Below are 25,073 nucleotides of genomic sequence, written 5' to 3' on the forward strand. Positions count from 1 at the left end.
CATTTTGATGATGTAGACAGATACTGGGCGTAGCTGACAGAAGTGTCGACTCAACTTCAGCGCATCTCGGTCCGCAACCCGGCAACGCCCGACGCGGTCGTCGAATCGCGCTTGCCGAACGAAATTTGTGCAGCGCAGTATAACACAACCATTAGACCGCATCTACCGATTACAGGGGCTTGTGCAGTGCACTATAAATGGTTTATCCGTATGCCCGGTGCGACATCCCGTCGCGAGCAGATGCTTAATTGCTTGAGCATTTCGCGTATGAAGGACTTCTGCAGGCCGTAACGGGCCGTCATGCTATGTGGGTGATTCGCAGGCATTGACGATGTCGAGGAAGCAGTCTCGACAGTCTCGCCGCTGGAGCCTGCTAGTTGAAGACGGGTTTGCGGACAGTATCAATTGCGCTATAATTAGGTATCAACTGATACTTTTGTCGGGAGTCGCATGGCACTGATTACGCCTGAGGCAGTGGCCGCAGTCATGGAACTGCGGCAGGTCCCGCACACGCTCGCGGAACTCGAAGCACTTGTCCGCGACGGACTGCCCAAGTCCGCGCTGCGCGCGGGCGTCGAACATGCGACGCAGGGCGCTGACGCCCGGCGTGCGCTACTTGCCCGCATCATCCCCGAAGCGACTTATAAGCGGCGTCGCGATCGGCTGACGCCAGACGAATCGGAAAAGACTGAGCGGCTGGCCAGGATCGTAGCGACGACGGCCTACGTCTGGAACGACGAAGAGGACGCGCGGGAATTCCTGTCGACGCCGCACCCGGAGCTCGAAGGGCGGGCGCCACTCGATGTTGCGCTGACCGAACTCGGCGCGCGCCGGGTCGAAGAGCTGCTCTGGAAACTGTTTTATGGATTGCCGGCGTGAAGTTGTTTCGAATCGCCGACACTCGACATACGGTCTGGAGCGGCACCGGTGCGATGCTGGTGGGCGGCCGCTTCAATAGTCCGGGGCGACCGGTCATCTACGCCGCGTCGACCTTCGCCGGTGCGATGCTCGAGGTTCTTGTTCATGCGCGCATCGGCAAGGTACCGAAGACTCACGGATGGGTTGAAGCAGCGGTTCCCGACGATATTCGCGTCGAACTCCATTCGGCCGGATCGTTGCCAGGAGGATGGGATGCGGCAGCACTGCAGGCGGCAAGGGAGTTCGGCGACGCCTGGCTGACCGAGTCGCGTACCGCGCTCCTGATTGTCCCTTCTGTCGTCGTCCGTGCAGAGTTCAACGTGCTGGTCAATCCCGCACACCCAGACGCGACGCGGATTGTTGTGACCGAGCCGCAACCCGTGGTGTGGGATGAACGCCTCTTTGTGATGCCGACGGTCGGACACTCCTAGATTACGATGGGTGCTCGGCTAGCCTCGCCTCGACACTTTGCTCCTCAACGGAAATGACTGCGACGTGGCTTCCAGTTTAGTTCGCAATCGCCACTCGCAATGGCCAGTGCAGCGTCTTCTTGTATTCTCCATGTCTGGTTGCCAAAGCCGACACGGCTGTCAGTTTTTCTTAAATTCCCCGGTTGATTTGACATAATGTTTATGATCAACATTTGGACATGTCAGAGCTTTTTAGTAATGTCTGGTTCTGGCTCATTAGAAATGTCCGGTTCCCGGCTCCGGGCCGGCGGCTGTGGCGCATGCTGCGGCATGAGCACAGCCCGGGAGCCGGACATGAACGGACGTGGATTCATCACGATCAGCATGCACGAGCTCGAGCGTGTGAAGATCATCGACGCGGTCGTCCGGCGGCGGCTGACGGTCGTGCTGGCGGCTGAGCGGCTGCAGCTGTGTGAGCGTCAGGTCAGCCGGCTGGTGCGGCGCTACGAGGCTGCAGGACCGGCTGGACTGGTATCGGCGCGGCGTGGGCAACCGAGTAACCGCGAACTGCCGGTGGATGTCCGGGCACGGGCCATGGCGCTGGTGCGTGAGCGCTACGCGGATTTCGGGCCGACGCTGGCGTGCGAGAAGCTGGCCGAATGTCATGGCGTGGTGCTGGCGAAGGAAACCGTGCGGCGCTGGATGCGCGATGCCGGGCTATGGATCCCACGCAAACAGCGGCCGCCGAAACTCCACCAGCCGAGAAACCGCCGCGCCTGCCTGGGCGAGCTGATCCAGATCGACGGCAGCGATCATCGCTGGTTCGAGGAGCGCGCGCCGGCGTGCACGCTGCTGGTATTCATCGACGATGCGACCAGCCGGCTGATGGCGCTGCACTTCACGGCGACCGAGTCGACCTTCAGCTACTTTGAGGCGATGCGTAGCTACCTGGAACAGCATGGCAAACCGGTCGCGCTGTATAGCGACAAGGCGAGCGTGTTTCATTGCAATAGCCATTCGGTGACGCCTGGCAAGGGCGTGACGCAGTTCGGCCGGGCGTTGTATGAACTGAATGTCGATACGTTCTGCGCCAACAGCAGTCAGGCCAAGGGGCGCGTCGAGCGCGCCAATCTGACGTTGCAGGATCGCCTCGTGAAGGAACTGCGGCTACGCGGCATCAGCACGAAGGAGGCGGCCAACGCTTATGCGCCCCACTTCATCGCTGACTTTAATGGCCGGTTCGGCAAGGTTCCGAAGAGCACATTCGATGCGCACCGGCCACTGCGTGCGGAAGACGATCTGGACCTGATCCTGACATGTCGCGTGCCGCGGCGCGTGTCGAAGGTGCTGACGGTGCAGTACGACCGGGTGATCTATCTGCTTGAAGACACGGTGGCAAACCGCAGCCTCATTCACAGTTATCTGGACGTGTTCGAGTATCCGGACGGGCGCATCGAGGTCCGGGTCAATGGCGCTGCCCTGCCCTGTGTGCCGTATGACCGGCTCTCGGAGATTGATCAGGCGGCGGTGGTCGACAACAAGCGGCTGGGACACACGTTGCAGATGGCGCAGGTGATCCAGGCGCAGCGTGATGACCGGCGCGCATCGGGCTCGCCATCGAGGACGAATCAGGGCGAAGCGCCGCGACCGAAGGAGCGCAAGGTGGGCACCCGCAAGCAGCGGGAACTGACGCGTGAAGAGCTGAATGAGGCGATCCTGAGAACTGCCGGAACGCGGGCAGGCTCGGTGTTTAAAAGCCCTTCCAGATAAGATTTCTGAACCTCAGAACCGGACATTTCTAAAAAGTCCAGACCCGGACATTTGAAACCAGCCTCGACATGGACATGAACGATCGTGCTTTTTTATGCAGCCATCAGACGCGCATCAACCCAACAGTCATCGCCAGCCAACGTCGGGTTACCGGGTCAGGAAATCGTTGACGGTCAGCCGCAGCGGCTCATCGGGCCGCGCCAGTAACTTTCTTTGTGCGACCGCGACGATGCGGTTGCGGCCGCTTTCAAATGTTTTGAGCGTGCGCGTCGCGTCGGCGCTACGCGGTAGCCAGAAATGCTCTTCGAGTGCGTCACGCGCAATTGCGCCTTCGACCTCGCGGCCGCGGATCGCTAGCATGAAAACCACGGCGCGTCCGTCCGGCGAGACGGCGGGCGCGCGATCAAGAACTTCCATGACGCACCTCGACGATATGATTCACGGCGTTTCTATTTGTACTGGGCCGCGCAGCGATAAATCTACCAGAAGTTGAAAGCAGCGCAATCGTCAATGGCGCAACGGTTCAGCCTCGCCAGGTATTCGTTATCGTTAATCGCCAGGCGACGTGTCTGCTCGTTATTTTTCAGGCGGCCGTTGTGTTGTAGACGGGTTTGTGTTCTGTGGTGTACGTAGCCGGGATAGCCGGTTAGTCGCGTATTGGAAATCAACATTCCCCGTTTTGGTGAGCTTTTCCGGGAGTACGCGTGTGCCGCCATCTGGCGAGTGGTCCGACACTACAACGTGAAAACACCCATAAGGCTGAATTTACCAGCGGGAGCGCAATAGTCGTTTCTGGAGAAGCGTTCGGAGATCGCGGCGCGTATCGGTGACGACGTGAATGTAAATCATGTCGTCGCGCACCTCATAGATAACCCGGTTCTGTCCGCTCGAGGCTTCCCGGAAATTCAGACCGCCGAAATCTGCAAGCTCGGCCGGGACATAACCGCTCTGTGGGAACTGCCTGATATTGCTAAACGTGACGGTCAATTCCGCGGACGTCTGCTTCCACGTCTCGGCACCGAAGCTTTTGAGGATGTAGCGACGCAAATCCTTCGTATCCTCCTGCGCCTCGCCGAGAACCAGGAGCTTGAACTTCGTCTGCCCCATCAGCGTATCTGCTCCTTCCGGTCAAGGTCGTCGAGTTCGGCGAGAAACGCGTCTGCATCCCTGAATTTCCCCTGGTCGATGTCCTTCTGGCCCAAGGCCAGAATCTTGAGCAGCGCCAGCGTTTGCTGGGTGTCCTCATAGCTTTGCACGTCCTGAACGACGAGCTTCGCTTCGCCATTCTGCGTGATAAGCAGCGGCTCGCCAGAAGCCGTCAAATCCTTGACAATCTGCGCTGCGTCGCTTTTCAGGTAGCTGATTGGCTTTACGTGGTCTGCCAAGCGCATCTGATCCTCCGTTCGTCGCCTCAGTTAGACCGAATATAGACTAAATTCAGTTTTTATGCAAAATCCTGAGTCAGGCTGGGCCGCTCGTGAACTGCCCCTGGGGGCTCGATTTACCCATCAACAAAATACGCTGCAGCTCGACGCCATTCATTGGTCGCCAAGAATGCGCCGCCCTATCCTGCTTCGCCCGCCTAACGGGTCACCTTGCTCGGGCAGGACCTGTCCGCAGTCCAGGCGAACCACGTCTAGTCGCTAGAACTCGCCCCCTATTTGGGTGCAATTGCAGGCACACGAGATATTGCGAACGACTCCGATGTGTTCGAGGGCTAAAATCCGCTGCGTAGCGGTTAAGAACTGGCTGGAGCGACGTATCCCCATGATCATGACCGGCTTCACGCTGCCTTCGCTTTTTGTCACCGGCACACTACGGTGGTGCCAGAGGCACAATGCAAAGCCGATGTCCCACACGACGAATTGACGATCCAGGCGAGAGACGAGTTCGAACGACCTTGCCCCTCGAAGGACGGCGCGGCCGTAGCACGAACCTCGTCAGTACACTTCCGTCAGAACTTGTGGCGGATCCCAACCGCGGCCAGTGCCTGCGTATCCGAGCCGGAATTGACGCCGTACGATCCGATCGATGCATTAGCCGCGATCACACGGCCTGAGCTATTCAGCGTTGTCCCGCTGGACTTCTGGTAGCCCGCTAACGCATACAGCTCGGTGCGTTTTGACAATGCGTAGTCGTAGCCGATATTGAACTGGTTATAACTCGCCGAAGCAGCGCCATCCGATTTCGTATAGTTGTACCCGAACGCCGCGCGTGAAGCCGGCGTGAACTGGTACGCGGCCAGCACTGCACCCGAGTTGAATTTTTCGGTCTCGCCGAACGTCGACAGGCTGTCGCGACCATACTGCATATTGCTGTATGACAGGCCCAGGGTCAGCGCGCCCAGCACGTATCGCGCACCAACTCGCGCAATCTGGATCGACCTGGCCGATGCATAGCCCTGATTCACCACGGTGCTGAACAGCGAATCGGACGAGCTGGTCCACGTGCGCACACCGTTGGTCGCGGTACGGCCGCCATTCGCATAGAAATAGCCGGCCGCCAGCGCAAACGGTCCTTGCGTATAGCTGGCGCCCGCACTGTAGGTCTGCCCCTCTGCCACGCTGCCAGCCGCTCCGCCGAACGCGTACAAAGCCTCAAAGCTCAAACCGCGATAAGTCGGACTGATGTACTTGACCGAGTTGCTGACACGCAGGCTGTTGTCGTAGTTGTCCGCGTCACCCGGCGTCGCAAAGGTGCCGCCGAAGTACGAATCGCCGGTCAGCGGCTGAACCACATCCACGACCGGATCGTATTGCCGGCCGAGCGTACCCGTGCCCCAATTCGCGCCACTCAGCCCGACCACCGCCTTGCGGCCGAACTCACGGCCGCCCTGATTCAGCACGCCGGTCCCCGCATTGAAGCCGTTTTCGAGCTGAAACAGCGCGAGCAGGCCATTGCCCAGATCCTCTGTCCCACGCAGCCCCCAACGGCCGCCCGACATCGTGCCGCTGGAGAACTTCACCAATGTGCTCTGATTCGCGCCATTCGTTCCCGCTGCGTTGTGCACGTAGGCGATGCCGGCGTCGACGGTCCCGTAGAGGGTGACACTGCTTTGTGCATGCGCCGTGGCCGCGACCGACATTGAGCCGACGGCGATCAGCGATGTGACTGTACGTTTCATCTTCGATTCTCCAGGAGTCGTATTGCTGTTTATGGTGTTGCGTGAGCTATTGCCCGAGGTACCGCTTAAACTCGATTTCGCGGGACGTGACGAACCACCGCGCCGGACGGCGCGTCGTTCTCCAGTAGTCAGTTTTTTTCCCGCGCGCCGTCAGCCGCTGGGGCCGCGACGGCGCATCTGCGGAAGTGGCCGCTAAATCTCGATGAGATTCAGGAACTGGCGCACCCGGGGACTGCCCGAGCCGCCAAAGAAAGCTTCAGGTGTCGTATCCTCGACGACCACCCCGCCGTCCATGAACACGACCCGGTCGGCGACGTCCTGCGCAAAGCGCACTTCATGAGTGACGACGAGCATCGTCATCCCTTCTTTGGCGAGCTCGCGCATCACCACGAGCACGTCCTCGCGAAGCGCCGGATCGAGTGCGGAGGTCGGTTCGTCGAAGAGAATGACTTCAGGCTCCATCGCCAGCCCGCGAGCAATCGCGACGCGCTGCTTCTGCCCGCCGGAAAGACGCGCCGGGTACTCGTGTGCCTTCGCCGCCAGACCCACCCGGTCGAGCAGGCGCATGCCACGCTCGACGGCTTCGCTTTTTTTCATGCGCTTGACGCTGACCAGCCCTTCCGTCACGTTTTCCAGCGCGGTGCGATGAGGGAACAGATTGAAGGATTGAAAAACCATCGCGGTACGCTGGCGGATTGCCTTGATCTTCTTCTGATCGTCTCGCGACGTTTTCGGCGTACCGTCACGCACGACTTCAATGCCACACACCGTGATGGACCCCACGTCCGGCATCTCCAGGAAATTCAGCGACCGCAGAAGCGTCGTTTTGCCGGAACCCGACGGGCCCATGATGACAACTACCTCGCCCTGCCTGACGCTGAAATCCACACCTTGCAGTACCTTGTTCGTGCCGAACGATTTGGCGAGCCCTCGTACGGTAATCGTATTGATATCTCTATTCACTGGAAGCGCCTCGACACGCGGTTCTCAAGGATCGTTTGCACAATCGTCAGGATCTGGTTGATAAGCCAATAGATGAAACCGACCATCAGGAACATCTCCATGTAGCGGAACGTCGAGGCACCGACCTGATCAGCCACACGCGTCAACTCGACCACAGTGATCGTCGAGGCGAGCGACGTGTCCTTGATCAGCGCAATCATCCGGCTGCCGACCGGCGGGATGGCGATGCGCAATCCTTGCGGCAGAATGACCCGCGACATCGCTTTCCAGTAACCCATGCCGAGCGACATCGCCGCTTCCCATTGGCCGCGGTCCACCGCGTTGATACCGGAGCGGAAGTTTTCGCTCAGATAGGCCGCCGAAAACAACGTCAGGGCAAGCAGCGCGGCAGGCACGGGATCAAGCACGATCCCGTAGCGCGGCAAGCCGAAGTACATCAATAGAATCTGTACCAGCAGCGGCGTGCCGCGGAATACGGAAACATAAGCAAAGGCCAGAGCGCGCAGCGTGGCAAAACGGGAGATGCGCGCCAATGCCACAAGCAGACCGAGCGTCGACCCCAATACAAAGGAGCTCAGTCCCAGAAAAACGGTCATCAGCACCGCGCTCTTGAGCAAAGGAAGCGAGCGAACGAACAGTTCCAGCATCGACTACTCCTTCTGCTCTTTGGCTTTCGCGATCGTGCCGACCATGTCGTAGTTCGGCCCAACCCATTTTTTTGCCAGGCGCTCGACCGTTCCATCAGCCATCATGTTATCGATAGCCTTATTCACTGCCGCCAGAAGCGCGGGCTGGTTTTTCGCGAGCGCCGGCGCGGACAACTGATAGATAAGCGGCTCGCCCACTTCTTTCACCGGCAGATGGTTCACGTTCGCGTACTTCATGCCGCCGAAGTGCGAAATGATCACCGCGTCGATTCGCCCGGTGCCCAGATCGCTGAAAACGAGACCACCATTGTCGTAGCTACGGATATCCGAGTCCTTGAGATGCGTCCGCGCCCAGGTCTCGTTGCTGGAGCCGGTGGTGACCCCAACACGCTTACCCTTCAGGTCGCGCTGACCCTTGATGTCAGTGTTATCCACCCGCACGAAAATGCGGAAGTCTTCCACGCCGTACGGAAGACCAAAGTCAACCTGCTTGCTGCGCTCGGGTGTCGGAGTCAGGTCGTTCATCACGATGTCGTACTTGCCCGACTTCAGCCCTTCGACGAAATTCTTGAACGAGTCGGCGACGAAGACGACCTTCGGCACGCCGATCCGCTTCGCCAACTCCTTGGCAATTTCGACGTCGTATCCGGCAGGCTGGTTACTGTTGTCTAGCAGGCTCCACGGCGGACTGCTTTGCGTATTGGCCACACGAAGCACGCCGGTTGATTTTGCGCTCGCGAGGAGATCGGCCGCCTGAGCCTGGGTGACCGCACCGGCCAGTAAGCCGAGTACGAGCCAGGCGGCGGATCGGGTCTGGCGCACCCAATTTTTAAATCGGTTCATCTTGCTCTCCTCCAAAGTTCGGTTTGAATGTTCGGTGGTCATGCGCCGGCTCCGTCTGCCACGCGCCCGAACGCATCGAGCGCCGCCTGCAAGTCCTGCAACAGCAACCCGGGAGCTTCCAGTCCGATCGAAAGCCTGATGATGGGCTGATCGGTTAGCGGGAACGGTCGGTCCGCCTGCAACGGCGCCGGGTAGTAGGCCGCGAGACTGTGCACACCGCCCCAGCTTGCACCGATGGAAAAGTGCTGCAATGCGTCAAAAAAGGCGGTGAAAGCTGGCTCCGGTGCGGGCTTGAGAATCAGCGAAAAGAGACAGCCATTGCCGTTGAAGTCCCGCTTCCACAAGTCGTGGCCTGTGTCCGACGCCAGCGCGGGAAACAATACCTTGTCGACCACCGGCTGCCGCTCCAGGGCTTCGGCGATCTCCAGCGCGGTGCGACTCTGCGCGGCAAACCGCACCTGTAACGTCTCAAGTCCGCGCAGTACGAGGAAACAGTCGTCAGGGCTCGTCTGCTGCCCGAGAATGCTTTGCGTTTCACGCAGCGTCGCGTAATAGCCCGTGTCGTTCATGCTGATCGAACCCAGCAACAAATCGGAGTGGCCTCCGAACAGCTTGGTAGCCGCCTCGACACTGAAGTCGACGCCGTGATCGAGCGGCCGGAAAGCGAGCGGGCTGGCCCAGGTGTTGTCCATCATCGTCATCACACCATGACGCTTCGCCACTGCCACGATTGCCGGAATGTCCGGCATTTCCATCGTGACCGTGCCGGGCGACTCCATGCAGATCAACTTCGTGTTCGGCTTGAGATACTTTTCGATGTCGGCGCCGATCGCCGGCGGATAGAGTTCCACGTCGACGTTGAATCGGGCCAGCCAGTTCTGTGCGAACGTCTTCAGCGCACCGTAACAGGCGGCTGAGACGAGCAGATGGTCGCCGCCTCGAACGAAGCCCATCACCGTCGTCATCAACGCGGACTGGCCCGACGGCGTGACCACGCAGTGGGCCCCACCCTCGAGTGCCGCGATCCGGCGCTCCAGTTCACGCGCGGTGGGCGTGCCGGTAATCCCGTAACTGAAACCGTCCGGCTGCCGCTCCTTGCGGCGCGCGAAGTCGGCCAGCGAATCGAACACGACGGTCGAGGCGCGCATGACTGCGGGCGAGAGGCTGCGAAACGGCTGATGAGCGGGCGGGTTCTGGTCGATGTCTTTCATAGCTGTCTTGAAGTGCCTTGGGAAGCGAAATTGATGAAATGAAGTTTACTTACCTGCGGGTTTGACTCAACATCAGAAATAATTAGGTCGATAAGCAGGGGTTATATGGGGATACGCGATATCGAAGTGTTCCGTGCGGTCATGACGGCCGGCAGCACGAGTAAGGCAGCGGGTCTGCTAGAGATTTCGCAGCCAGCCGTCAGTCAGGCGATCCGGCGCCTGGAAACAATGGCGGACTTCAAGCTGTTCGAGCGTGTGCGCAGCCGCCTCGTGCCAACCCAGGAAGCCATCGCGTTGATGCGCGACGTCGACCGGTATTTCCTTGGGTTTGAAGTCATCGAGCACCGCATCCGCAGTCTTCGCTCGTATGGTTTGGGACGGCTGGCGATTGCCTCGCTACCCGCATTGGGCACGGGATTTTTGCCGCGAGTCATTGCAGCATTCGACGCCGCCGCGCGCGACGTGCAGATCTCGCTACAGGTAATGAGCTCGCGCGAGGTTCACGAGAAAGTCTCGGCAGGGCAGGTGGATTTCGGTCTGATGTCAGACGAGATGTCCATGGCCGGTCTCGAGCATTCCGCGTTCGTCAGAATGCCCGGCGTGGCGGTGATGAGCGCGCGACACCCGCTCGCGGGGCGATCGTCCATCAAGGCGGCAGAGTTGGTAGATACGCCGTTTATCGCACTCAATCCCGAAGACAGCACGCGCTTGCGGCTGGAAACTCAACTGACCAGCTTGGGCATTGCGCTAAAACCGCTGGTCGAGACGCCCTACTCCCATACGGTCTGCGAACTCGCGCTCGCTGGGGTAGGAATCGGTCTCGCACATCCGATCGTTGCACTGGATTTTGTTGAACGTGGTCTGGTCGTCAAACCGATCGACATCGAAGCGGTCTTCACCGGCGTGCTCGTGTTCAGGCCCGGCACGCCGCTGGCCGAGAACGCCAGGCAGTTTCTACGTCAGATGCGGATGCAACTCGGGCTTGACCAGAAAGCGTTGGAGGTGGCGATGGCTGCTCCTGATCTGACGGGACAGAAGCCCCCCGCTTCGAACCAGACACGTCGCAAGAGCGTGTCGCGCGGTAGCGCGGCGAAGAAATAGGACGACGACGAACCGTCATGCGGCGAGCAAAAACGGCTCGGCAGGAACACAAGAAATTAAACAATGGACACTGTTCAGTCGCCAGCAAAAGCTATCTGGTCAATAAACTGTTGCTATATTCCAGCCCGCCGGTCACATGCAGTACCTCGTTATTATCGGGTCAATCCGGCGCGTGCCCAAGAGATCGCCCCCAGTGCGCACAGCACAGCACCGAATGAAGGTCAGACGGGCTATCCGCCCCTTTATCCCGCGATTTCTTCGCTCGCCGCAGCGTCGCTCCAATCTGACCGGCGATCTCCCGGATAGAGGGCGATTCAGGCGGAGCACTTGCCGAAGAGGTCGTTGCGTTATTGATTCCGGCCGCCGATAAATTTCGGATGCCTACGTTTGTTTAATTATGTTGGGGTACTCTCAAGAGACGGACTTTTTCGTACGCCGGAGCCGAAACTATCAGGTTGAAGCCCAAGAGTTGAGCCGCCACGTGTCAGACAATTTCAAGTCAAACTTCACCTTGAAGCAGTTTCGTTCCAAACCTGACGGCCGGCTGAGTTATCGACTGTCTCGGCAGTTTGATTCGTGATGCCACTCCACCCATTGAAAGATTCCACGATGAACAATCCCGATACCGCGAATGTTTGCGCTGCAAGCAACCAGTCTCGCGCGGGCTTGCTGCGGTGCGGCCTTAACCTCGAATACGTCACCCTTGGCTGGAATGTCGTAGGTGTGGTCGTAGTCGCCGTTGCCGCGCTACAAGCCGGCTCTGTGGCGTTGGCGGGATTCGGTCTCGATTCACTGATCGAAATCTTTGCGTCTGTGGTCGTCGTCTGGCACCTCACCGAGAGCAAGCGACATAACGAAAAGCTTGCCCTGCGCCTGATCGGTGTAGCCTTTCTCGCGCTGGCAGCCTATGTCATCGTTCAAACCGTATACATCCTTATCGCAGGTGGTCGCCCAGCTCCGTCTGTTCTCGGCATCGTGTGGCTTGCCGTGACAGTGCTTGCGATGCTGCTCCTGGCCTGGGGTAAGAAAGTCACGGGACGACAACTCGACAATCCGGTCTTGACCGCCGAATCGCGCGTGACCGTAATTGACGCCTACCTGGCAGGTGCCGTGCTCGTCGGCGTGGCCTTGAATGCCCTTCTAGGATGGTGGTGGGCTGACCCGCTCTCTGGACTGGTCATTGTCTACTACGCAATAACGGAGGGGATGGCCCATTGGCGCGAAGGCAGCAATGTCACCGGGCAGCAATGACTCGATTGTCCAGGCATCGCGTTGATCGGGTACCGCCGAGCTCGCCGCACATGACGACGAGCTACCGGTTGGGGGACGGCGTCCCATAGAAGCAAGAGGGCTTTCCAGCCAGGCCAGTCAATTTTTGACCTTCGACCCTGGCTAACTGCGCGGTAGTCCAACAAATTCCGTTTCCCGCAATACCGCAGCGGCTTTGGAATTTTGCGCTAGAATCACTGTATATCCATACAGTATTCAGCCAGCCGTTGCCATGACCCGCCCCGCCACCGTTACCGCGCAGATATGCCCGCCAGACGAGCGGACACGTTCTATCGATGCTCTGGTCGATGCGACTATGTATCCGGGCGTGGGGGGAATAATGCTCTGGCGCGGCTCCCAGCTTGCTGCGGGCGGAACGCGGGTGATTCCGTGCGGAAACGATGCGATGGCCTCCGAGTTGCCTGGTGGCGGTTGGCCAGTCGGGGCGCTCACAGACTTGCTGGTACAACAAGCCGGATGCGGTGAGTTGAGGCTGATGAGACCAGCTCTGGCCCTAAGTGACGCACGCCCGGTCATTTTGATCCAGCCGCCCCATCGTCTGCAGTTGAGCGCATTCGGGTGGTGGGGGATGACGGGGAAAAATCTCACTGTGTTACGTGCGACATCGACGGCCGATGCCCTCTGGTCTGCCGAGCAGGTGCTGCGAGCGGGAACGTGCGCGGTACTTGTCTTTTGGCAAAGTCACGCGAGGCCAGAGGCGTTGCGCCGGCTGCATTTAGCCGCTCAGACCGCGGAGACCCTCTTTGTAATGGTACGGCCGCTTGCGGCGGCGGCAGACTCTTCGCCTGCACCGCTAAGGCTGGCCCTGCGGTCAGCACGAGGTGGCGTCAACGTGGAATTCGTGAAGCGTCGCGGACCGAGGCGCGATGAACCCCTGTTCGTGCCGCTTACTCCTTCGCCTATCCTGAACCAGAACCGACATGCAATTGTGGATCGGAGTCCACCTCCCGTCGCTGTGCCTCGAAGTATTCCGGCCGATGTGGTCCTCTGAACCCGGCGCGGCGTTCGCCGTTGTCGAGCGGGAGCGGGTCGTCGCGTTCGATGGCGCCGCGCGCGCGGCCGGTGTACGTGCCGGCATGCGGCGCTCCGGCGTTCTGACGCTTGTGCCCGATGCTGAGGTTCGTGAACGCGACGTCGATCGGGAGCGGGACACGTTGAGTGCGCTGGCCACGAGCTTGATGCAGTTTTCACCCCAGATCACGCTCGCCGAAGAAAACTCTGTCCTCGTCGACGTGTCGGCGAGCCTCCGTCTTTTCGGGGGCATTCGCCCTTTGCTGCGTGCCATGAGGGGCGTCGCCAATGCAATAGGTGTGACTGCATCGTTCGCCGCAGCTCCAACGGGAGAAGGTGCCTGGCTGCTTGCCCGGCGCGGTGGTTGGGCGCTCTCTCACCGATCACTCCTGGGAAGACTGTCGCGACTGCCGGTCGTGCTACTGCCGCCCGCACGAAAATATGCAGAATGGTTCGCGGGCGTGGGCTGTCAGACGATCGGTGAGCTGATGCGGCTACCGCGCGCGGGACTAAAAAAGCGCTGCGGAATCGCGTTGCTTGACATGATTGACCGTGCAACGGGCGCTGCGCCCGAGGTATACGACTGGCTTGAGTTGCCGCCGGCGTTCTCCGCGCGGCTGGAGATGCCGGACCGCATCGGACATGCCGAGTCCTGTCTTTTTGCTGCGCGTCGGCTCATCGTCCAGATGACCGGCTGGCTCGTGAACCAGCAACTCGCCCTTGCGCGGTTCGAAATCCAGCTTGAGCACGAGCGCGGCCGCGCGGCAATTGAACCTACAACGATCGATATCGCGCTGGCCGAACCGACGTGGCACGAAGAGCATCTTGTGCGGCTGCTGCGTGAGCGCCTTTCGCGCGTCGAACTGGCCGCCGCAGTCATCGCCATCCGGATCGACGCGCGCGACGTGCAGCCGGCCGTTCCTGCATCCCGCTCGCTGTTCCCCGAACCAGGTGGGTCGCCCGCAGACCATGCCCGCCTGATGGAGTTGCTTGTCGCGCGGCTGGGTTCAGAAAACGTTCTGCGTCCGGCGCCTGCGGATGATCACCGACCTGAAGCAGCCGCCCGCTGGGTGCCGCTCACCGACGCGGCACGGTGGGCACCGCCGCCCGGCGACACACCGCGGCCGCTGTGGCTGCTGGAGGAGCCCGTCAAGCTGCTGGTGCGGGCACACCGGCCTTTCTATGCCACGCCATTACGCATGATGTCGCCAGGCGAGCGTCTCGAGGCGGGCTGGTTCGGGGGCGAACTCGTCACGCGCGACTACTTCGTTGCCGAATCGGACGACTTCGTCTGTTACTGGATCTATCGTGAACGGGTCGGCAGCCGCGACGATCAGGAAGCGCGCTGGTATCTGCATGGACTTTTCGGCTAACGACCATGGATACCGCTTCACCAGGCCTGCCCGGCTACGCCGAGCTGCAGTGCTGCTCCAACTTCTCATTCCTGCGGGGCGCGTCGCATGCGGAGGAGCTTTCGGCGCGTGCGGCTCAGCTGGGCTATGACGCCATCGCCGTCACCGACGAGTGCTCGTTCGCAGGCGTCGTGCGAGCCCACGTTGCAGCGAAGGAAGCGGGGATCAAACTGCTCGTCGGTACTCATTTTCATCTGACCAACGCCGATGGTACGCGTGCCGTCAGCCTGATCGCAATTGCGCAGAACCGTGAAGGGTATGGCAACCTTTCCGAACTGATCACGCTCGCCCGCACGCGTGCAACGAAAGGCGCCTACCTGTTAACTCCGCGCGATCTCGACCACGGCGAACCGCCATATTCTCATCTGCGCGGACTGCCTGACTGTCTGGTCATCGTCCTGCCTGATTTCCCGGCGACCGAGGCGCGCCTCGATGCGCAGGTTGAATGGGCATCGGCGACGTTCGCGGGACGGGCGTGGGTAGCGTTGACACTCCTCGCGCGGGCGATGGACGATATTCACCGGGACACCGTCGAAAGTGTGGCGAACCGTCACAACATGCCGGTCGTGGCCACTGGCAATGTGCTGATGCATGTGCGTTCGCGCAAGCCCCTGCAGGACACGCTCACATCAATCCGCGTCGGACGGCCAGTCGCAGAATGTGGCTTCGATCTTGCACCGAACGCCGAGCAGCATCTACGCTCCCGACTGCGGCTGGCTAACCTGTATCCGAGCCGTGCGCTCTCTGAAACGCTGAACGTCGCGGGGCGCTGTTCCTTCTCTCTTGACGAACTGCGATACGAATATCCCGACGAGCTGGTGCCCGATGGTATGACGCCCACCGCCTACCTGAGACAGGAGACCTATACGGGCGCACACAGGCGATTTCCCGCAGGTATCCCGCACGGCGTGCAGGAACAGATCGAACATGAACTCGCGCTGATCGCCGACCTGAAATACGAGCCGTACTTCCTGACCGTCTACGACGTTGTCCGGTTCGCCCGTGACACGGGAATTCTCTGCCAGGGGCGAGGGTCGGCGGCCAACTCCGCTGTCTGCTATTGCCTCGGGGTGACGGAGGTCGATCCCGCGCGCAGCAGCATGCTGTTTGAGCGGTTCATCAGCAAGGAGCGTGACGAGCCGCCCGATATCGATGTCGACTTCGAGCACCAACGGCGCGAGGAAGTCATCCAGTACATCTACGGAAAATACACGCGAACGCGCGTGGCGATCGCGGCGGCCGTCACGACGTATCGCCCGCGCAGCGCAATCCGCGAATCGGGCAAGGCGCTTGGCATCGATCCGCTCATCGTTGATCGTGTGGCGAAGGCGCATCACTGGTTCGACTCGAGTCAGGACCTGCTCACGCGATTTGCAGAAAGTGACTTGGACCCCGAGGTGCCGACAGTTCAGCACTGGGCGAGACTCGCCACGCAGCTGCTCGGCTTCCCGCGACACCTGTCGCAGCACAGCGGAGGATTCGTGATCGCGCGAGGCAAGCTCTCGCGCCTCGTGCCGATCGAGAATGCGTCGATGCCGGACCGAAGCGTGATCCAGTGGGACAAGGATGATCTGGAAGCCCTTGGCTTGCTGAAAATCGATATTCTGGCACTCGGCATGCTCTCCGCGATTCGGCGCACACTCGACCTGGTCGCGCAAAAGCGCGGCGAGCCGTTCGAGTTGCAGGACATACCCGCCGAAGATCCGGCGACGTACGAGATGATCTGTCGCGCGGATACCGTCGGCGTGTTCCAGATCGAGTCGCGCGCGCAGATGAGTATGCTGCCGCGGCTGCGGCCGCGAGTCTTCTATGACCTCGTAATCGAGGTAGCGATCGTGCGCCCGGGTCCGGTACAGGGCGGCATGGTGCATCCGTATCTGCGTCGGAGGCAGGGACTGGAGCCCATTTCCTTTCCGAGTCCGGACGTCGAGAAGGCCCTTTCCCGCACGCTCGGTGTGCCGATTTTCCAGGAACAGGTCATGCAGATCGCGATGCTCGCGGCGGGCTTCTCTGCCGGCGAGGCTGATCAACTGCGTCGTGCGATGGCGGCTTGGAAACGCAAGGGCGGACTGCAGAACTACCACGAGCGGATCGTGAACGGCATGCTCGAGCGCGGATATGATCGCGAGTTCGCGGAGTCCATTTTCGCGCAGATTCAGGGTTTCGGCGAATACGGTTTTCCGGAGAGTCATGCGGCCAGCTTCGCGCTGCTCGTGTATGCGAGCGCCTGGCTCAAACAGCACGAGCCCGAAGCGTTTCTTTGCGCGATGTTGAACAGTCAGCCAATGGGCTTTTACTCGCCATCGCAGCTCGTGCAGGACGCGAAGCGACATAAGGTGCGGGTGCTACCTGTCGACGTGACGGTAAGTAACTGGGATTCGGCGCTCGAAGGCGACAGCTCACGCCCGTCGGTGAGGCTCGGTCTGTCACTTGTACGCGGCATGCGCGCGGAAGCCGCTGCGCGCATTGAAGCGGCGCGCGCCGTTCGTGCATTCTCGACGGTGGAGGATCTGGCGAACCGCGCCCAACTCAATCGGCATGACATGCACGTGCTCGCTGACGCCAATGCGTTGGCCGCGCTCGCCGGAAACCGCCGGCAGGCGATCTGGAGTGCGGTTGCGGCCGTGCCTGATCGGGATCTTCTGCGCGGCACCACGCGCGACGAGGAGATACCAGAACTCACGGCTCCTACCGAGGGCGAAGATATCGTAAGCGACTACCGTTCAATCGGCCTGACGTTGAATCGTCACCCTCTCGCATTGCTGCGGCCGCGGCTGCTGGAACGGCGGCTGATGGCCGCCAGTGTGCTGACGCGATATCGTAACGGTCAGCTGGCGCGTGCATGCGGCATCGTAACTGTGCGGCAACGCCCAGGCACGGCAAACGGCGTCATGTTCATGACGATCGAGGACGAAAGCGGATCGGTCAACGTCATCGTCTGGGAGTCAGTGCTGGAGAAGTTCCGGCGTGAAGCGCTTGGGGCATCGCTCCTGGCAGTGTATGGCGTATGGCAATGCCAGGGCGAGGTGAGATACCTCATCGCCCACCGCCTGGTCGACCTCTCGGAACTTCTCGGAAAGCTGCATACCGTGAGCCGGAGCTTTTGCTGAAGGGCGAACACAGGCATGCCGAAGCCACCGCACCGGGTAGCGTCCGGCGAGCGCGTTGGAACGAGATGGCTTCAACGCAAATTTCGTTGCACGCGACGGCTTCGCCTGGTTCAGATGCGGTCGATCGGAGACACGCTGCTCGGACGGGTCGCACAAAACTGTCGTCGGCTTACACTTGACTTCGCGCCGTTTCGGCTAAGATCCGTTCATCGCACAGTGGGACGGAGAGATGGTTGAATGGCGCGCGTAACGGTTAAGCAGGCCAGTCTGGTGGAACTCGCAGATCGAGGAATGACTCCCGAAGAAATATCAGCCAATATAAACACGTCAACGGGGACCGTCCGCGCACAACTGACCCGGGTCCAGCGCAAGGTGCGCAGCGGCGATTTCTCCCCTCCCCCACTGCCAATCGAACGGGCCGCTAGTCGCCGGCGAATTTACCTCGCAGGCTTCGACGTTTTTCGCACGAACGCGGTTGAGTACGGCCGTTACCTGGCGGATCTGTGCGCGTCGTTTGGTGTTGACGGCATCTATCCGCTCGATGCGAGTGTGCCGAACGGCATGTCTCCATCCGATCGCGCGGCGAGGATATATCGTTCGAACATCGAGGCTATTCGCGCATGCGACATCGTGATGGCCAACGTCGACGACTTCCGCGGGCCCGGCGAGGCGGATTCCGGGACGGCTTTTGAGATCGGATTCGCCGCGGCCCTTCAAAAGGACGTTTGGGCATACACGACCAACGAAGGAACGGTCCTCGATCGGGTGCCGTCGCGGCTCACTTCACACGGTGAGGTGTGTGAGCGAGGCTTTCTCGTGGAGGACTTCGGCCTGTCAAAGAATCTTATGATCGCATGTTCAGCACGTATCGTGACGGGCGACGTCGGGGCTTGTCTCACAGAAATCGCCACGAAGTATGGGATGGGAAGCACCCCTTCTCCCTATAGACAGGCCGGCGAATCGGAGATTCGCAGCACGGGGTGATGTCGCTAATTCAGTATATAAACTTATCATGGATACCAGTAGTGTCCGGTTTATTTGAATGCGACAGGCCGGAGGTGGCCTGTTGACATAGGTTCCAGCGATTTTATGGGTGTCCACGATTTGAATTTCAAATTCAGCATTTGCGATCCTTTGGGGTTTGGGTCACCCGGGGTAGCACATGAACGTGGGCAAGACGCTGTTTGCGCAAGTAATGGAGTTTGTGCCGTGGAAGACGTTCGGCCGCATCATCGAGCGGCATCGTGGCGACGCAGGTGTGCGCACGCTGGGCTGCGCCGACCTGTTCCGCATCATGGCCTTCGCCCAGCTGACCTGGCGCGAATCGCTGCGCGACATCGAGGCCTGTCTGGCGGCGAACCAGAGCAAGCTGTTTCACATGGGCCTGAAGAACGTGCCTGCGCGCTCGACCTTGTCGGACGCGCTGAACCTGCGGGACTGGCGCATCTATCACGGGCTGGCCATGCGGCTTATCACCCGTGCCCGAACACTTTACGCAGCCGAGCCGCTGGACATCGATCTGGACGCGACCGTCTATGCCCTCGATGCCACCACCATCGACTTGTGCCTGTCGCTGTTCGAGTGGGCTCCATTTCGCTCGAGCAAGGCGGCTATCAAGATGCATACGCTGCTGGATTTGCGTGGTGCAATCCCCGCCTTCATCCACATCAGCGACGGCAAGATGCACGAAGTCGGGGTGCTCGACTTCATGCCCATCGAAGCCGGGGCGTTTTACGTCATGGATCGCGGCTATCTGGATTTCGCACGACTGTTCAAACTGCATCAGGCGGGCGCGTTCTTCGTCACGCGGGCCAAACGCAACATGAACGTGCGCCGCGTCTATTCGACGGCGACCGAGCGCAGCACCGGCGTGATCTGCGATCAACGCATTGCCCTGAACGGCTTTTACTCCGCGCAGGACTATCCCGAGCATTTGCGGCGCATCCGCTTCAAGGACCCCGAATCGGGCAAAAGCCTGATCTTCCTGACCAACAACACGACGCTGCCACCTCTGGCCATCGCCGCGCTCTACCGCAACCGATGGCAGGTCGAACTGTTCTTCAAGTGGATCAAGCAGCATCTGCGCATCAAGCGATTTCTCGGCACCAGCGAGAACGCAGTGAAGACGCAAATCTGGTGCGCCGTCTCCACCTACGTGCTGATCGCCATCGTCAAAAAGGAGCTTCAACTCGATGCCTCACTCTACACATTGCTACAGATTCTTTCGGTCTCTGTGTTCGAGAAAACCGAGATTTCAAGCGCTTTGCGGCTTGATCCGTCAGGCCCCGATCAGCCTCAACCCGATAACCAAATGAATTTGTTCGATATTTAACCGGACACTACTGCATGGATACGGTATCTCACTGGCTGGACGATCCGGCCACCGCCTATAGAGAATGGCAGGCGCACGATGCCGCCGGTGCGGATCGACGACGCTTCGCCGCGCGTTCGGTCGTGCAGCACACCGCGATGTTTGATCGCTTCCTGCGGTATCTGACCGCGCGAGGCACGACGTTGACCGCGTTCGACACCGCTCATCTCGATGCATTTTTCGCTGACGTCGATAACCGGTGCTCGCTTGGGACAACGACGCACGTCCGCTACGCGAAGCTCGTCGATCGGCTATGCCGACATCTGGTGGAATCTGGCGTGCGCCGGACCAATCCCGCTTCCGACTTCGTACGGAAAGAACAGTGGCCAGAGGACGAACCGCAACCGCTCTTTCTCGATCCGGCCGCCGACGAACGACTCCTGTCGTACGTTCAGCCACAGGCCGCGGACACCGATCGTGAATTGCGTAATCGGGCGATCGTCGCGCTCCTGTCGGGCTCGGGTATCACTGCCGGCGAGATCCGCGCTGCCCACGTTGGCCACCTCGTCATCGACGACATACGACCGCACATTTCCATTCCCAAACGCGGCGCGCGCGCCGAGCGCAAGGTGACCTTACAGGGGTTTTCGATCGCAGTGCTGGAGCGATGGCTCCGCGTGTCGCAATGGGACGAAGAACATCTGCTATTCCCGGCTCCCAAGGGTGGAAAGCCGATCAACGACATGCTCCTCGGAATCATCGTTCGTGAGGCGTTAGATGCGATCGACTTTCGTGCGCCTGATATGAGCCCTCGTATCCTGCGCAACACGTACGCGCGCCGGCAACTGCTCGACGGCCGCAGCAATGAGGATGTGAGCCGTCTGCTCGGACTTGTCAGCCACCGCACGGTGACTCGGCTTCGAGCGACCATCCAGCCCGAGGTCGCTGTCAATTCTGACGCTTTGCTCGCGACTTGACTTTCCGTCCTGCTCCGTAGGCTGATTTTGCCGGTTCGTCCGAATTGGCATCATCAACCAATGAGGAGCACTCATGCCGTTTCGAACTTCATTTTTCGAGTTCGTCTACGCGGACGAAACCGGCGCGCCCTGTGCGCTGCGCTACCGGATCGCATTCACCGATACGACCGAGCGCCTGGCTGTGATTCATCTGCTTCACACGGACCCTGAGTTCACCAGTCCCGTCGATTCTGCAATCGCGCGCGACAATATCCTCAACCGGATCGTCGACAGCGCATTGCCGGGCATACCCGTCAACGCGCTGCGCCTCGTCGTCGAGGACGCACGTGGCGCTGTGGAGTACGCGATCGAGGCCGACATCGATGATTACATTCGTCGGGGGAATCCGTACGAGTCGGGCCAGGTAAAGGCCGCAGGCTCGCGCGTTCGTGAAAGCATCTCTATTCGTTCCGAGAGCATCATTGCGGGACGAACTCGTGTGCAGACGGTACATGCTACGCCGTCTCCGGCGTCGGAAGAGGTGACTCACGTTCTAGGCTAATCGTTGCCGTCGCGACCATGGAAACGTTGCGACGGCCGAGCATATCGCTTACGTGATTCCCGCAACCATATTGCGAATCAAGTCGTAACTCTTCCTGCTTTTTAATTCGGGTAGACCACAGCCTGGAACGCCTGGTAGCCGGGCATCCCGAAGTTTCGCGAAGAAGGTCCATGTACAACGCTGACACCCCCGGAGACGGTAGCACCCTCCTGAATCGCCGTGTTGACACTCTTCTCAAGCGCGGCGATAGCATCCGCGGCCTTATTCGTATGTTCACCACTGACAACGACGTAGCGCATGGTTCTCTTCCCGATTTATCCAAGTCGATTCCGATTCATCCATTCCAAAACTCGCTGTTCGGCGCGGGACCGATATGCACACCCGTCACGATAGCGGCCTTCGGCCACCGTTATGCACAAATCGCCGTCGAAGCCCTGGTGCCAGAAAGCACCAAACATCCCGTTCGTAAGTTGCAGTAATAGCCACTCCGGGTAGGGTGACGGTCGGCACAGGCGAAGCAGTACCGCTCTATGCTCCGGCAATGAGGTAAGTCCCATGCGCTTTTCCCTCGCATCGGAACACGCATTGTTCCGAAAGTGCGTCAATGCCCGCGTGGTGTGAGCGAGGGCCGGTCATGCATGCGGCGCTATCGGCGCCGGTTGTCCAGGAACCGGCGCACCCAATCGACGGTCCGGTTGAACCCGTCAACCACCCACGAGAACGTCCCTTTCTCTGCGTCATACAATACGTCGATCACAGAGTTTCCGACGGCAGCCGAGGCGCCGTGTATTCGTGTTGTCTGACCACCAGGCTGGATGATTGTGACGCCAGTCCGAGCGGCAGCCGTGAGCGACTCGATCGTCGGAATCGCCTCGTTGGACATCTGCGATCCCGGCTCGTGTTCGTCAACGAGAGAATCGGCAAGCCTATCTGCGGCGGCAAAGTAGCGCACTGCGGTTGCTTCATCTAACTCAACGCCGGCCGGCGTGTTCCGGGACAGCGCCACGTCGCGCAAGATGCTAACGGCAAGTCGCAATGCGTCTGCTAAAGTCACATCGTCCATGGAAGTTCGTCTTTCCGATCGGCGCGTAGGTTTTCCTGACCGCCCTGGTTTTATAGGGAGCGCTGAACAGCACGAGCCGAACCCGAAATGTCTTCACCAACCCCGGCGACTGTATTGCAGCCTGTCACCGAAAGCAACGCTCCAATCAGCGCTAACATTGCTACTCCGCGTCCCCAGTTTCTCATCTTCCCGATCCACGATTCGCGGCTGCCGGCCGTCATACGGGGCGCGGTCCGCGCCGGATACTTTCCTCGCTTCAAAGTCCATACTTCGCTTTCAGTTCTTCGATGCGCTCGACACGCGTGCGATGTGCAACTCGAGCGCTGTCCGTGACCTGTTCAGCGCGTACTTTCCCGCAAGCAATGGACACACGAAGTCGCGTTGATATCGAATGTCGCATCGTTACAGTTCGGATCAAGGCAGCGGTACACGCACCCGTTCATCATGGAATTTTCCTACTCCTGGTTGCTTGTCGCTTGATCGGCCCTGGCCGGATCGAAAGAAAACGCCGTACGGTCTTTGCCAGCGATCCACCGGGGCTCGCGGCCCTTGCCACTCCAAGTTGCTCCGCTAACCGGGTCTCTGTACTTCGGCACATACTGGCCGCTCTTCGTCGGGACATAGCGGCGACCATTTCGCACGTCTTGAAGATCCCGTAACTGGATGCCCCATTCATCCATCTTTGTTTGAATCTCGCGAATCGCATTGGCTTTTTCGCCAGCGCGCACAACCTCGATCTTGAGGTTCAGCGTCGCAAGTTGCGCTTTCAATTCTAGATACGTGGACATGCGGCTTTTCCTATAGCTCGTGATTCGCGAGCCACATCAGCGCGCCGTCGCGCTCGCTACCCGCGATAGTCGTCCACGTGTGCACTCGCCGCGCCAACCGTGACCGGGTTCGACAGGTTCGTCTTCAGGTGCATTCATGTACCGAAACCACGCATGACGTGGAGCCGGGAAAGCGTCACCGCCCTCAAGATGCATAGCTTGCGCCGCTGCGACAAGATCAACGTGCCCTTCGATAAGCAATGTGTCGCATTGCTCGTTGACCAGCCAATCGACGGCGAGGCCAGTGGAAGTCATCGGAGTAACCTGGATCACTTCGGCCACAACCGAAGTCAGCGGTGTCGCTTTGCCCTGCCAGTAAAGTGCCATCGTCGCTCCCCGAATTTTCCGATGTATGCCGCGTTAGCTGCTGTCGCCCCGCGTGGAGCGACAGGGACCAGCGCATCACTGAGTTGCACTGACCTTCAAATTCTCGGTGGTCAGGGTTTGGGTGGTTAGCCCGTCCTTTTCAACGCTGTGAATCACAACGACCTTTTGCTGCGGCGTATCGCAAAACTGCCGAATGGTCGTTTCAACCTTGCCATCTGCTCCGCGCGTCGAATCCGCGACATAGCTCCGGCAAAGCGATCCATCCGCCTGCTTGAACGTCGGTAGGGCAACGGTGGTCGAACCTTCCGTGAGGTACGAAACCGACACCAGTTCCGGCCCGGTCTGATTCGCTGCAAACACACTGCCCGCTGTCGCGGCCAAAGCTGCGAGCACGGCAAACTTAACTGCTTTCATCCCCGATTCCTCTTGTCCGGCAACTGGCCGGTACAGGGCGCTCGCGCGCCAGTTAATTTTCCGATCAATGAGCGCAGATGAAGCAAAACGCGGAAACAGGTTTTGTGGGGGCCGAGCGAGCAGCCAACGCCATGACGAATTGACCTGCCAGCAACAGAGCCACCGCGAGAGCGAGATACACCATGCCCCGCATCGTTGGCCCGCCCTCTTCACGCGCAATCCGGCCAATCGCAGACTCCCGAAATGGCTCACTCATTGCGACGCGAAAATCCACAACGAACAGCATGACGGCGACAATTGCGAGGATCACAGCAACCGCTGGCAATCCCGAGTAAAACGCGAGCGCGGCACATGCAACAACGAGCCAACACAGCAGCTTCCATGTCCAACAGGTCTTTCCCATCTTCGTACCTCTTATCGTTTCCGACGCTCGCGCGCCACCTGCTTTTCCTATTGGTTAGCGCTACCCGAGAGGTTCTTGACCATCTTCCGAGTGCTTTCCGTTCCGGCAAAACCCCTTCGTGCGTACCAATCTCGAAGCGTCAAAACCTCGGTAGTCGGCCCTGAACAATCGGGCGAGCCTTGAGCGGTAAGGCGTTGATATCGAAATGGGGTTGTAGGAATTGCAGGAACCTGGCAAATTGAAGGCTGAATCCTGCAATTTCTGGCGAGGTTTGGATGGGTCCGAAGGAGGCTGTAACGGAGGGCGATTTGTTCCGGCATCCGCTGCGCGAGCAGATCAATCTGAAGCATCTATATGAACGGCCCCCTTTGCGCCAGGATTTCACGCATGTTGACGAACA

At 59.8% G+C, this 25,073-nt stretch carries 26 protein-coding genes; 13 read left to right on the top strand and 13 right to left on the bottom strand.

Annotated elements, in window-relative coordinates:
* The first annotated feature begins 450 nt into the window (after positions 1–450).
* The 3 genes from LPA37_RS13530 to LPA37_RS13540 all read left to right on the top strand — a co-directional run bounded on the left by LPA37_RS13530 (position 451) and on the right by LPA37_RS13540 (position 3,098).
* Positions 451–879, top strand: coding sequence for an antitoxin Xre/MbcA/ParS toxin-binding domain-containing protein (locus tag LPA37_RS13530; protein WP_229012849.1), 429 nt, complete (start codon positions 451–453; stop codon positions 877–879).
* Entirely contained in the window at positions 876–1,349 is a 474-nt protein-coding gene (locus tag LPA37_RS13535; RefSeq protein WP_229012850.1) for an RES family NAD+ phosphorylase, read from the top strand. The genes LPA37_RS13530 and LPA37_RS13535 overlap by 4 nt, the downstream gene beginning before the upstream one ends.
* A 333-nt stretch (positions 1,350–1,682) precedes the next feature.
* Positions 1,683–3,098: an ISNCY family transposase gene (locus LPA37_RS13540; protein ID WP_229012873.1), complete on the top strand. Its 1,416-nt coding sequence runs from the start codon at positions 1,683–1,685 to the stop codon at positions 3,096–3,098.
* 147 nt (positions 3,099–3,245) lie between these two features.
* Here LPA37_RS13540 and LPA37_RS13545 read toward each other — a convergent pair whose 3' ends face one another.
* The 8 genes from LPA37_RS13545 to metC form a co-directional block, all read right to left on the bottom strand.
* Complete coding sequence (locus tag LPA37_RS13545) at positions 3,246–3,515, bottom strand: DUF1488 family protein (RefSeq protein ID WP_229012851.1); 270 nt, start codon at positions 3,513–3,515, stop codon at positions 3,246–3,248.
* A gap of 348 nt (positions 3,516–3,863) precedes the next feature.
* Positions 3,864–4,205 (bottom strand): type II toxin-antitoxin system RelE/ParE family toxin, encoded by a 342-nt coding sequence (locus LPA37_RS13550; RefSeq protein ID WP_229012852.1) that lies wholly within the window; start codon positions 4,203–4,205, stop codon positions 3,864–3,866.
* A complete protein-coding gene (locus tag LPA37_RS13555) occupies positions 4,205–4,489 on the bottom strand; it encodes a type II toxin-antitoxin system Phd/YefM family antitoxin (protein ID WP_229012853.1) in 285 nt (94 codons plus the stop codon). The genes LPA37_RS13550 and LPA37_RS13555 overlap by 1 nt, the downstream gene beginning before the upstream one ends.
* A 563-nt stretch (positions 4,490–5,052) precedes the next feature.
* Entirely contained in the window at positions 5,053–6,222 is a 1,170-nt protein-coding gene (locus LPA37_RS13560; protein ID WP_229012854.1) for a porin, read from the bottom strand.
* Positions 6,223–6,414: 192 nt separating this feature from the next.
* The gene (locus LPA37_RS13565) at positions 6,415–7,173 is read right to left on the bottom strand and encodes an amino acid ABC transporter ATP-binding protein (RefSeq protein ID WP_407672521.1); all 759 of its coding nucleotides are present in this window, start codon (positions 7,171–7,173) and stop codon (positions 6,415–6,417) included.
* A gap of 8 nt (positions 7,174–7,181) precedes the next feature.
* Positions 7,182–7,832 (bottom strand): amino acid ABC transporter permease, encoded by a 651-nt coding sequence (locus LPA37_RS13570; protein ID WP_229012855.1) that lies wholly within the window; start codon positions 7,830–7,832, stop codon positions 7,182–7,184.
* Between the two features lie 3 nt (positions 7,833–7,835).
* Entirely contained in the window at positions 7,836–8,717 is an 882-nt protein-coding gene (locus LPA37_RS13575) for an ABC transporter substrate-binding protein (protein WP_229012856.1), read from the bottom strand.
* Complete coding sequence (gene metC / locus LPA37_RS13580) at positions 8,714–9,886, bottom strand: cystathionine beta-lyase (RefSeq protein ID WP_229012857.1); 1,173 nt, start codon at positions 9,884–9,886, stop codon at positions 8,714–8,716. The genes LPA37_RS13575 and metC overlap by 4 nt, the downstream gene beginning before the upstream one ends.
* Positions 9,887–9,991: 105 nt before the next feature.
* Here metC and LPA37_RS13585 point away from each other — a divergent pair, with 105 nt between their 5' ends.
* From LPA37_RS13585 to LPA37_RS13630, 10 genes are all read left to right on the top strand, one after another.
* Positions 9,992–10,987, top strand: coding sequence for a LysR substrate-binding domain-containing protein (locus LPA37_RS13585; protein ID WP_229012858.1), 996 nt, complete (start codon positions 9,992–9,994; stop codon positions 10,985–10,987).
* Positions 10,988–11,596: 609 nt separating this feature from the next.
* Positions 11,597–12,238 (top strand): cation transporter, encoded by a 642-nt coding sequence (locus LPA37_RS13590; RefSeq protein ID WP_229012859.1) that lies wholly within the window; start codon positions 11,597–11,599, stop codon positions 12,236–12,238.
* 334 nt (positions 12,239–12,572) lie between these two features.
* The gene (gene imuA / locus LPA37_RS13595; protein WP_229012875.1) at positions 12,573–13,268 is read left to right on the top strand and encodes a translesion DNA synthesis-associated protein ImuA; all 696 of its coding nucleotides are present in this window, start codon (positions 12,573–12,575) and stop codon (positions 13,266–13,268) included.
* Positions 13,198–14,661: a Y-family DNA polymerase gene (locus tag LPA37_RS13600; protein ID WP_229012860.1), complete on the top strand. Its 1,464-nt coding sequence runs from the start codon at positions 13,198–13,200 to the stop codon at positions 14,659–14,661. Before imuA ends, LPA37_RS13600 begins: the two co-directional genes overlap by 71 nt.
* 5 nt (positions 14,662–14,666) lie before the next feature.
* Positions 14,667–17,810, top strand: a complete 3,144-nt coding sequence (locus tag LPA37_RS13605) for an error-prone DNA polymerase (RefSeq protein ID WP_229012861.1) — start codon at positions 14,667–14,669, stop codon at positions 17,808–17,810.
* 237 nt (positions 17,811–18,047) lie between these two features.
* Positions 18,048–18,794: a nucleoside 2-deoxyribosyltransferase gene (locus tag LPA37_RS13610; protein WP_229012862.1), complete on the top strand. Its 747-nt coding sequence runs from the start codon at positions 18,048–18,050 to the stop codon at positions 18,792–18,794.
* Between the two features lie 178 nt (positions 18,795–18,972).
* Positions 18,973–20,142, top strand: coding sequence for an IS4 family transposase (locus LPA37_RS13615; RefSeq protein WP_229012863.1), 1,170 nt, complete (start codon positions 18,973–18,975; stop codon positions 20,140–20,142).
* A gap of 14 nt (positions 20,143–20,156) precedes the next feature.
* Positions 20,157–21,098, top strand: a complete 942-nt coding sequence (locus tag LPA37_RS13620; protein ID WP_229012864.1) for a tyrosine-type recombinase/integrase — start codon at positions 20,157–20,159, stop codon at positions 21,096–21,098.
* Positions 21,099–21,171: 73 nt separating this feature from the next.
* On the top strand, positions 21,172–21,639 hold the full coding sequence (locus tag LPA37_RS13625) for a hypothetical protein (RefSeq protein ID WP_229012865.1): 468 nt from the start codon (positions 21,172–21,174) through the stop codon (positions 21,637–21,639).
* Positions 21,640–21,809: 170 nt separating this feature from the next.
* Complete coding sequence (locus tag LPA37_RS13630) at positions 21,810–22,118, top strand: hypothetical protein (RefSeq protein WP_229012866.1); 309 nt, start codon at positions 21,810–21,812, stop codon at positions 22,116–22,118.
* A 167-nt stretch (positions 22,119–22,285) separates the two neighbouring features.
* Here the strand turns inward: LPA37_RS13630 and LPA37_RS13635 are convergent, their stop codons facing one another.
* From LPA37_RS13635 to LPA37_RS13655, 5 genes are all read right to left on the bottom strand, one after another.
* Positions 22,286–22,702 carry a hypothetical protein gene (locus LPA37_RS13635; protein WP_229012867.1) on the bottom strand — a complete coding sequence of 139 codons (417 nt, stop codon included), beginning with the start codon at positions 22,700–22,702 and terminating at the stop codon, positions 22,286–22,288.
* Positions 22,703–23,157: 455 nt separating this feature from the next.
* Complete coding sequence (locus LPA37_RS13640) at positions 23,158–23,490, bottom strand: H-NS histone family protein (RefSeq protein WP_229012868.1); 333 nt, start codon at positions 23,488–23,490, stop codon at positions 23,158–23,160.
* Between the two features lie 36 nt (positions 23,491–23,526).
* Positions 23,527–23,856 (bottom strand): hypothetical protein, encoded by a 330-nt coding sequence (locus LPA37_RS13645; protein WP_229012869.1) that lies wholly within the window; start codon positions 23,854–23,856, stop codon positions 23,527–23,529.
* Between the two features lie 75 nt (positions 23,857–23,931).
* A complete protein-coding gene (locus LPA37_RS13650) occupies positions 23,932–24,270 on the bottom strand; it encodes a hypothetical protein (RefSeq protein WP_229012870.1) in 339 nt (112 codons plus the stop codon).
* 64 nt (positions 24,271–24,334) lie between these two features.
* A complete protein-coding gene (locus tag LPA37_RS13655; RefSeq protein ID WP_229012871.1) occupies positions 24,335–24,673 on the bottom strand; it encodes a hypothetical protein in 339 nt (112 codons plus the stop codon).
* Positions 24,674–25,073: the final 400 nt, after the last annotated feature.

Origin of the sequence: Paraburkholderia gardini, from assembly GCF_907164545.1 — a bacterium.
Classification (GTDB): domain Bacteria; phylum Pseudomonadota; class Gammaproteobacteria; order Burkholderiales; family Burkholderiaceae; genus Paraburkholderia; species Paraburkholderia gardini.

Bases quoted from the DNA above. Each gene is read 5' to 3' on its own strand.
- LPA37_RS13530 (WP_229012849.1), top strand. From the start codon at position 451: ATGGCACTGATTACGCCTGAGGCAGTGGCCGCAGTCATGGAACTGCGG.
- LPA37_RS13540 (WP_229012873.1), top strand. From the start codon at position 1,683: ATGAACGGACGTGGATTCATCACGATCAGCATGCACGAGCTCGAGCGT.
- LPA37_RS13575 (WP_229012856.1), bottom strand. From the start codon at position 8,717: ATGACCACCGAACATTCAAACCGAACTTTGGAGGAGAGCAAGATGAAC.
- LPA37_RS13655 (WP_229012871.1), bottom strand. From the start codon at position 24,673: ATGGGAAAGACCTGTTGGACATGGAAGCTGCTGTGTTGGCTCGTTGTT.
- LPA37_RS13645 (WP_229012869.1), bottom strand. From the start codon at position 23,856: ATGGCACTTTACTGGCAGGGCAAAGCGACACCGCTGACTTCGGTTGTG.
- imuA (WP_229012875.1), top strand. From the start codon at position 12,573: ATGTATCCGGGCGTGGGGGGAATAATGCTCTGGCGCGGCTCCCAGCTT.
- LPA37_RS13625 (WP_229012865.1), top strand. From the start codon at position 21,172: ATGCCGTTTCGAACTTCATTTTTCGAGTTCGTCTACGCGGACGAAACC.
- LPA37_RS13640 (WP_229012868.1), bottom strand. From the start codon at position 23,490: ATGTCCACGTATCTAGAATTGAAAGCGCAACTTGCGACGCTGAACCTC.
- LPA37_RS13585 (WP_229012858.1), top strand. From the start codon at position 9,992: ATGGGGATACGCGATATCGAAGTGTTCCGTGCGGTCATGACGGCCGGC.
- LPA37_RS13570 (WP_229012855.1), bottom strand. From the start codon at position 7,832: ATGCTGGAACTGTTCGTTCGCTCGCTTCCTTTGCTCAAGAGCGCGGTG.
- LPA37_RS13605 (WP_229012861.1), top strand. From the start codon at position 14,667: ATGGATACCGCTTCACCAGGCCTGCCCGGCTACGCCGAGCTGCAGTGC.
- LPA37_RS13600 (WP_229012860.1), top strand. From the start codon at position 13,198: ATGCAATTGTGGATCGGAGTCCACCTCCCGTCGCTGTGCCTCGAAGTA.
- LPA37_RS13590 (WP_229012859.1), top strand. From the start codon at position 11,597: ATGAACAATCCCGATACCGCGAATGTTTGCGCTGCAAGCAACCAGTCT.
- LPA37_RS13550 (WP_229012852.1), bottom strand. From the start codon at position 4,205: ATGGGGCAGACGAAGTTCAAGCTCCTGGTTCTCGGCGAGGCGCAGGAG.
- LPA37_RS13635 (WP_229012867.1), bottom strand. From the start codon at position 22,702: ATGGACGATGTGACTTTAGCAGACGCATTGCGACTTGCCGTTAGCATC.
- LPA37_RS13545 (WP_229012851.1), bottom strand. From the start codon at position 3,515: ATGGAAGTTCTTGATCGCGCGCCCGCCGTCTCGCCGGACGGACGCGCC.
- LPA37_RS13650 (WP_229012870.1), bottom strand. From the start codon at position 24,270: ATGAAAGCAGTTAAGTTTGCCGTGCTCGCAGCTTTGGCCGCGACAGCG.
- LPA37_RS13620 (WP_229012864.1), top strand. From the start codon at position 20,157: ATGGATACGGTATCTCACTGGCTGGACGATCCGGCCACCGCCTATAGA.
- LPA37_RS13560 (WP_229012854.1), bottom strand. From the start codon at position 6,222: ATGAAACGTACAGTCACATCGCTGATCGCCGTCGGCTCAATGTCGGTC.
- LPA37_RS13630 (WP_229012866.1), top strand. From the start codon at position 21,810: ATGTACAACGCTGACACCCCCGGAGACGGTAGCACCCTCCTGAATCGC.
- LPA37_RS13555 (WP_229012853.1), bottom strand. From the start codon at position 4,489: ATGCGCTTGGCAGACCACGTAAAGCCAATCAGCTACCTGAAAAGCGAC.
- LPA37_RS13610 (WP_229012862.1), top strand. From the start codon at position 18,048: ATGGCGCGCGTAACGGTTAAGCAGGCCAGTCTGGTGGAACTCGCAGAT.
- metC (WP_229012857.1), bottom strand. From the start codon at position 9,886: ATGAAAGACATCGACCAGAACCCGCCCGCTCATCAGCCGTTTCGCAGC.
- LPA37_RS13615 (WP_229012863.1), top strand. From the start codon at position 18,973: ATGAACGTGGGCAAGACGCTGTTTGCGCAAGTAATGGAGTTTGTGCCG.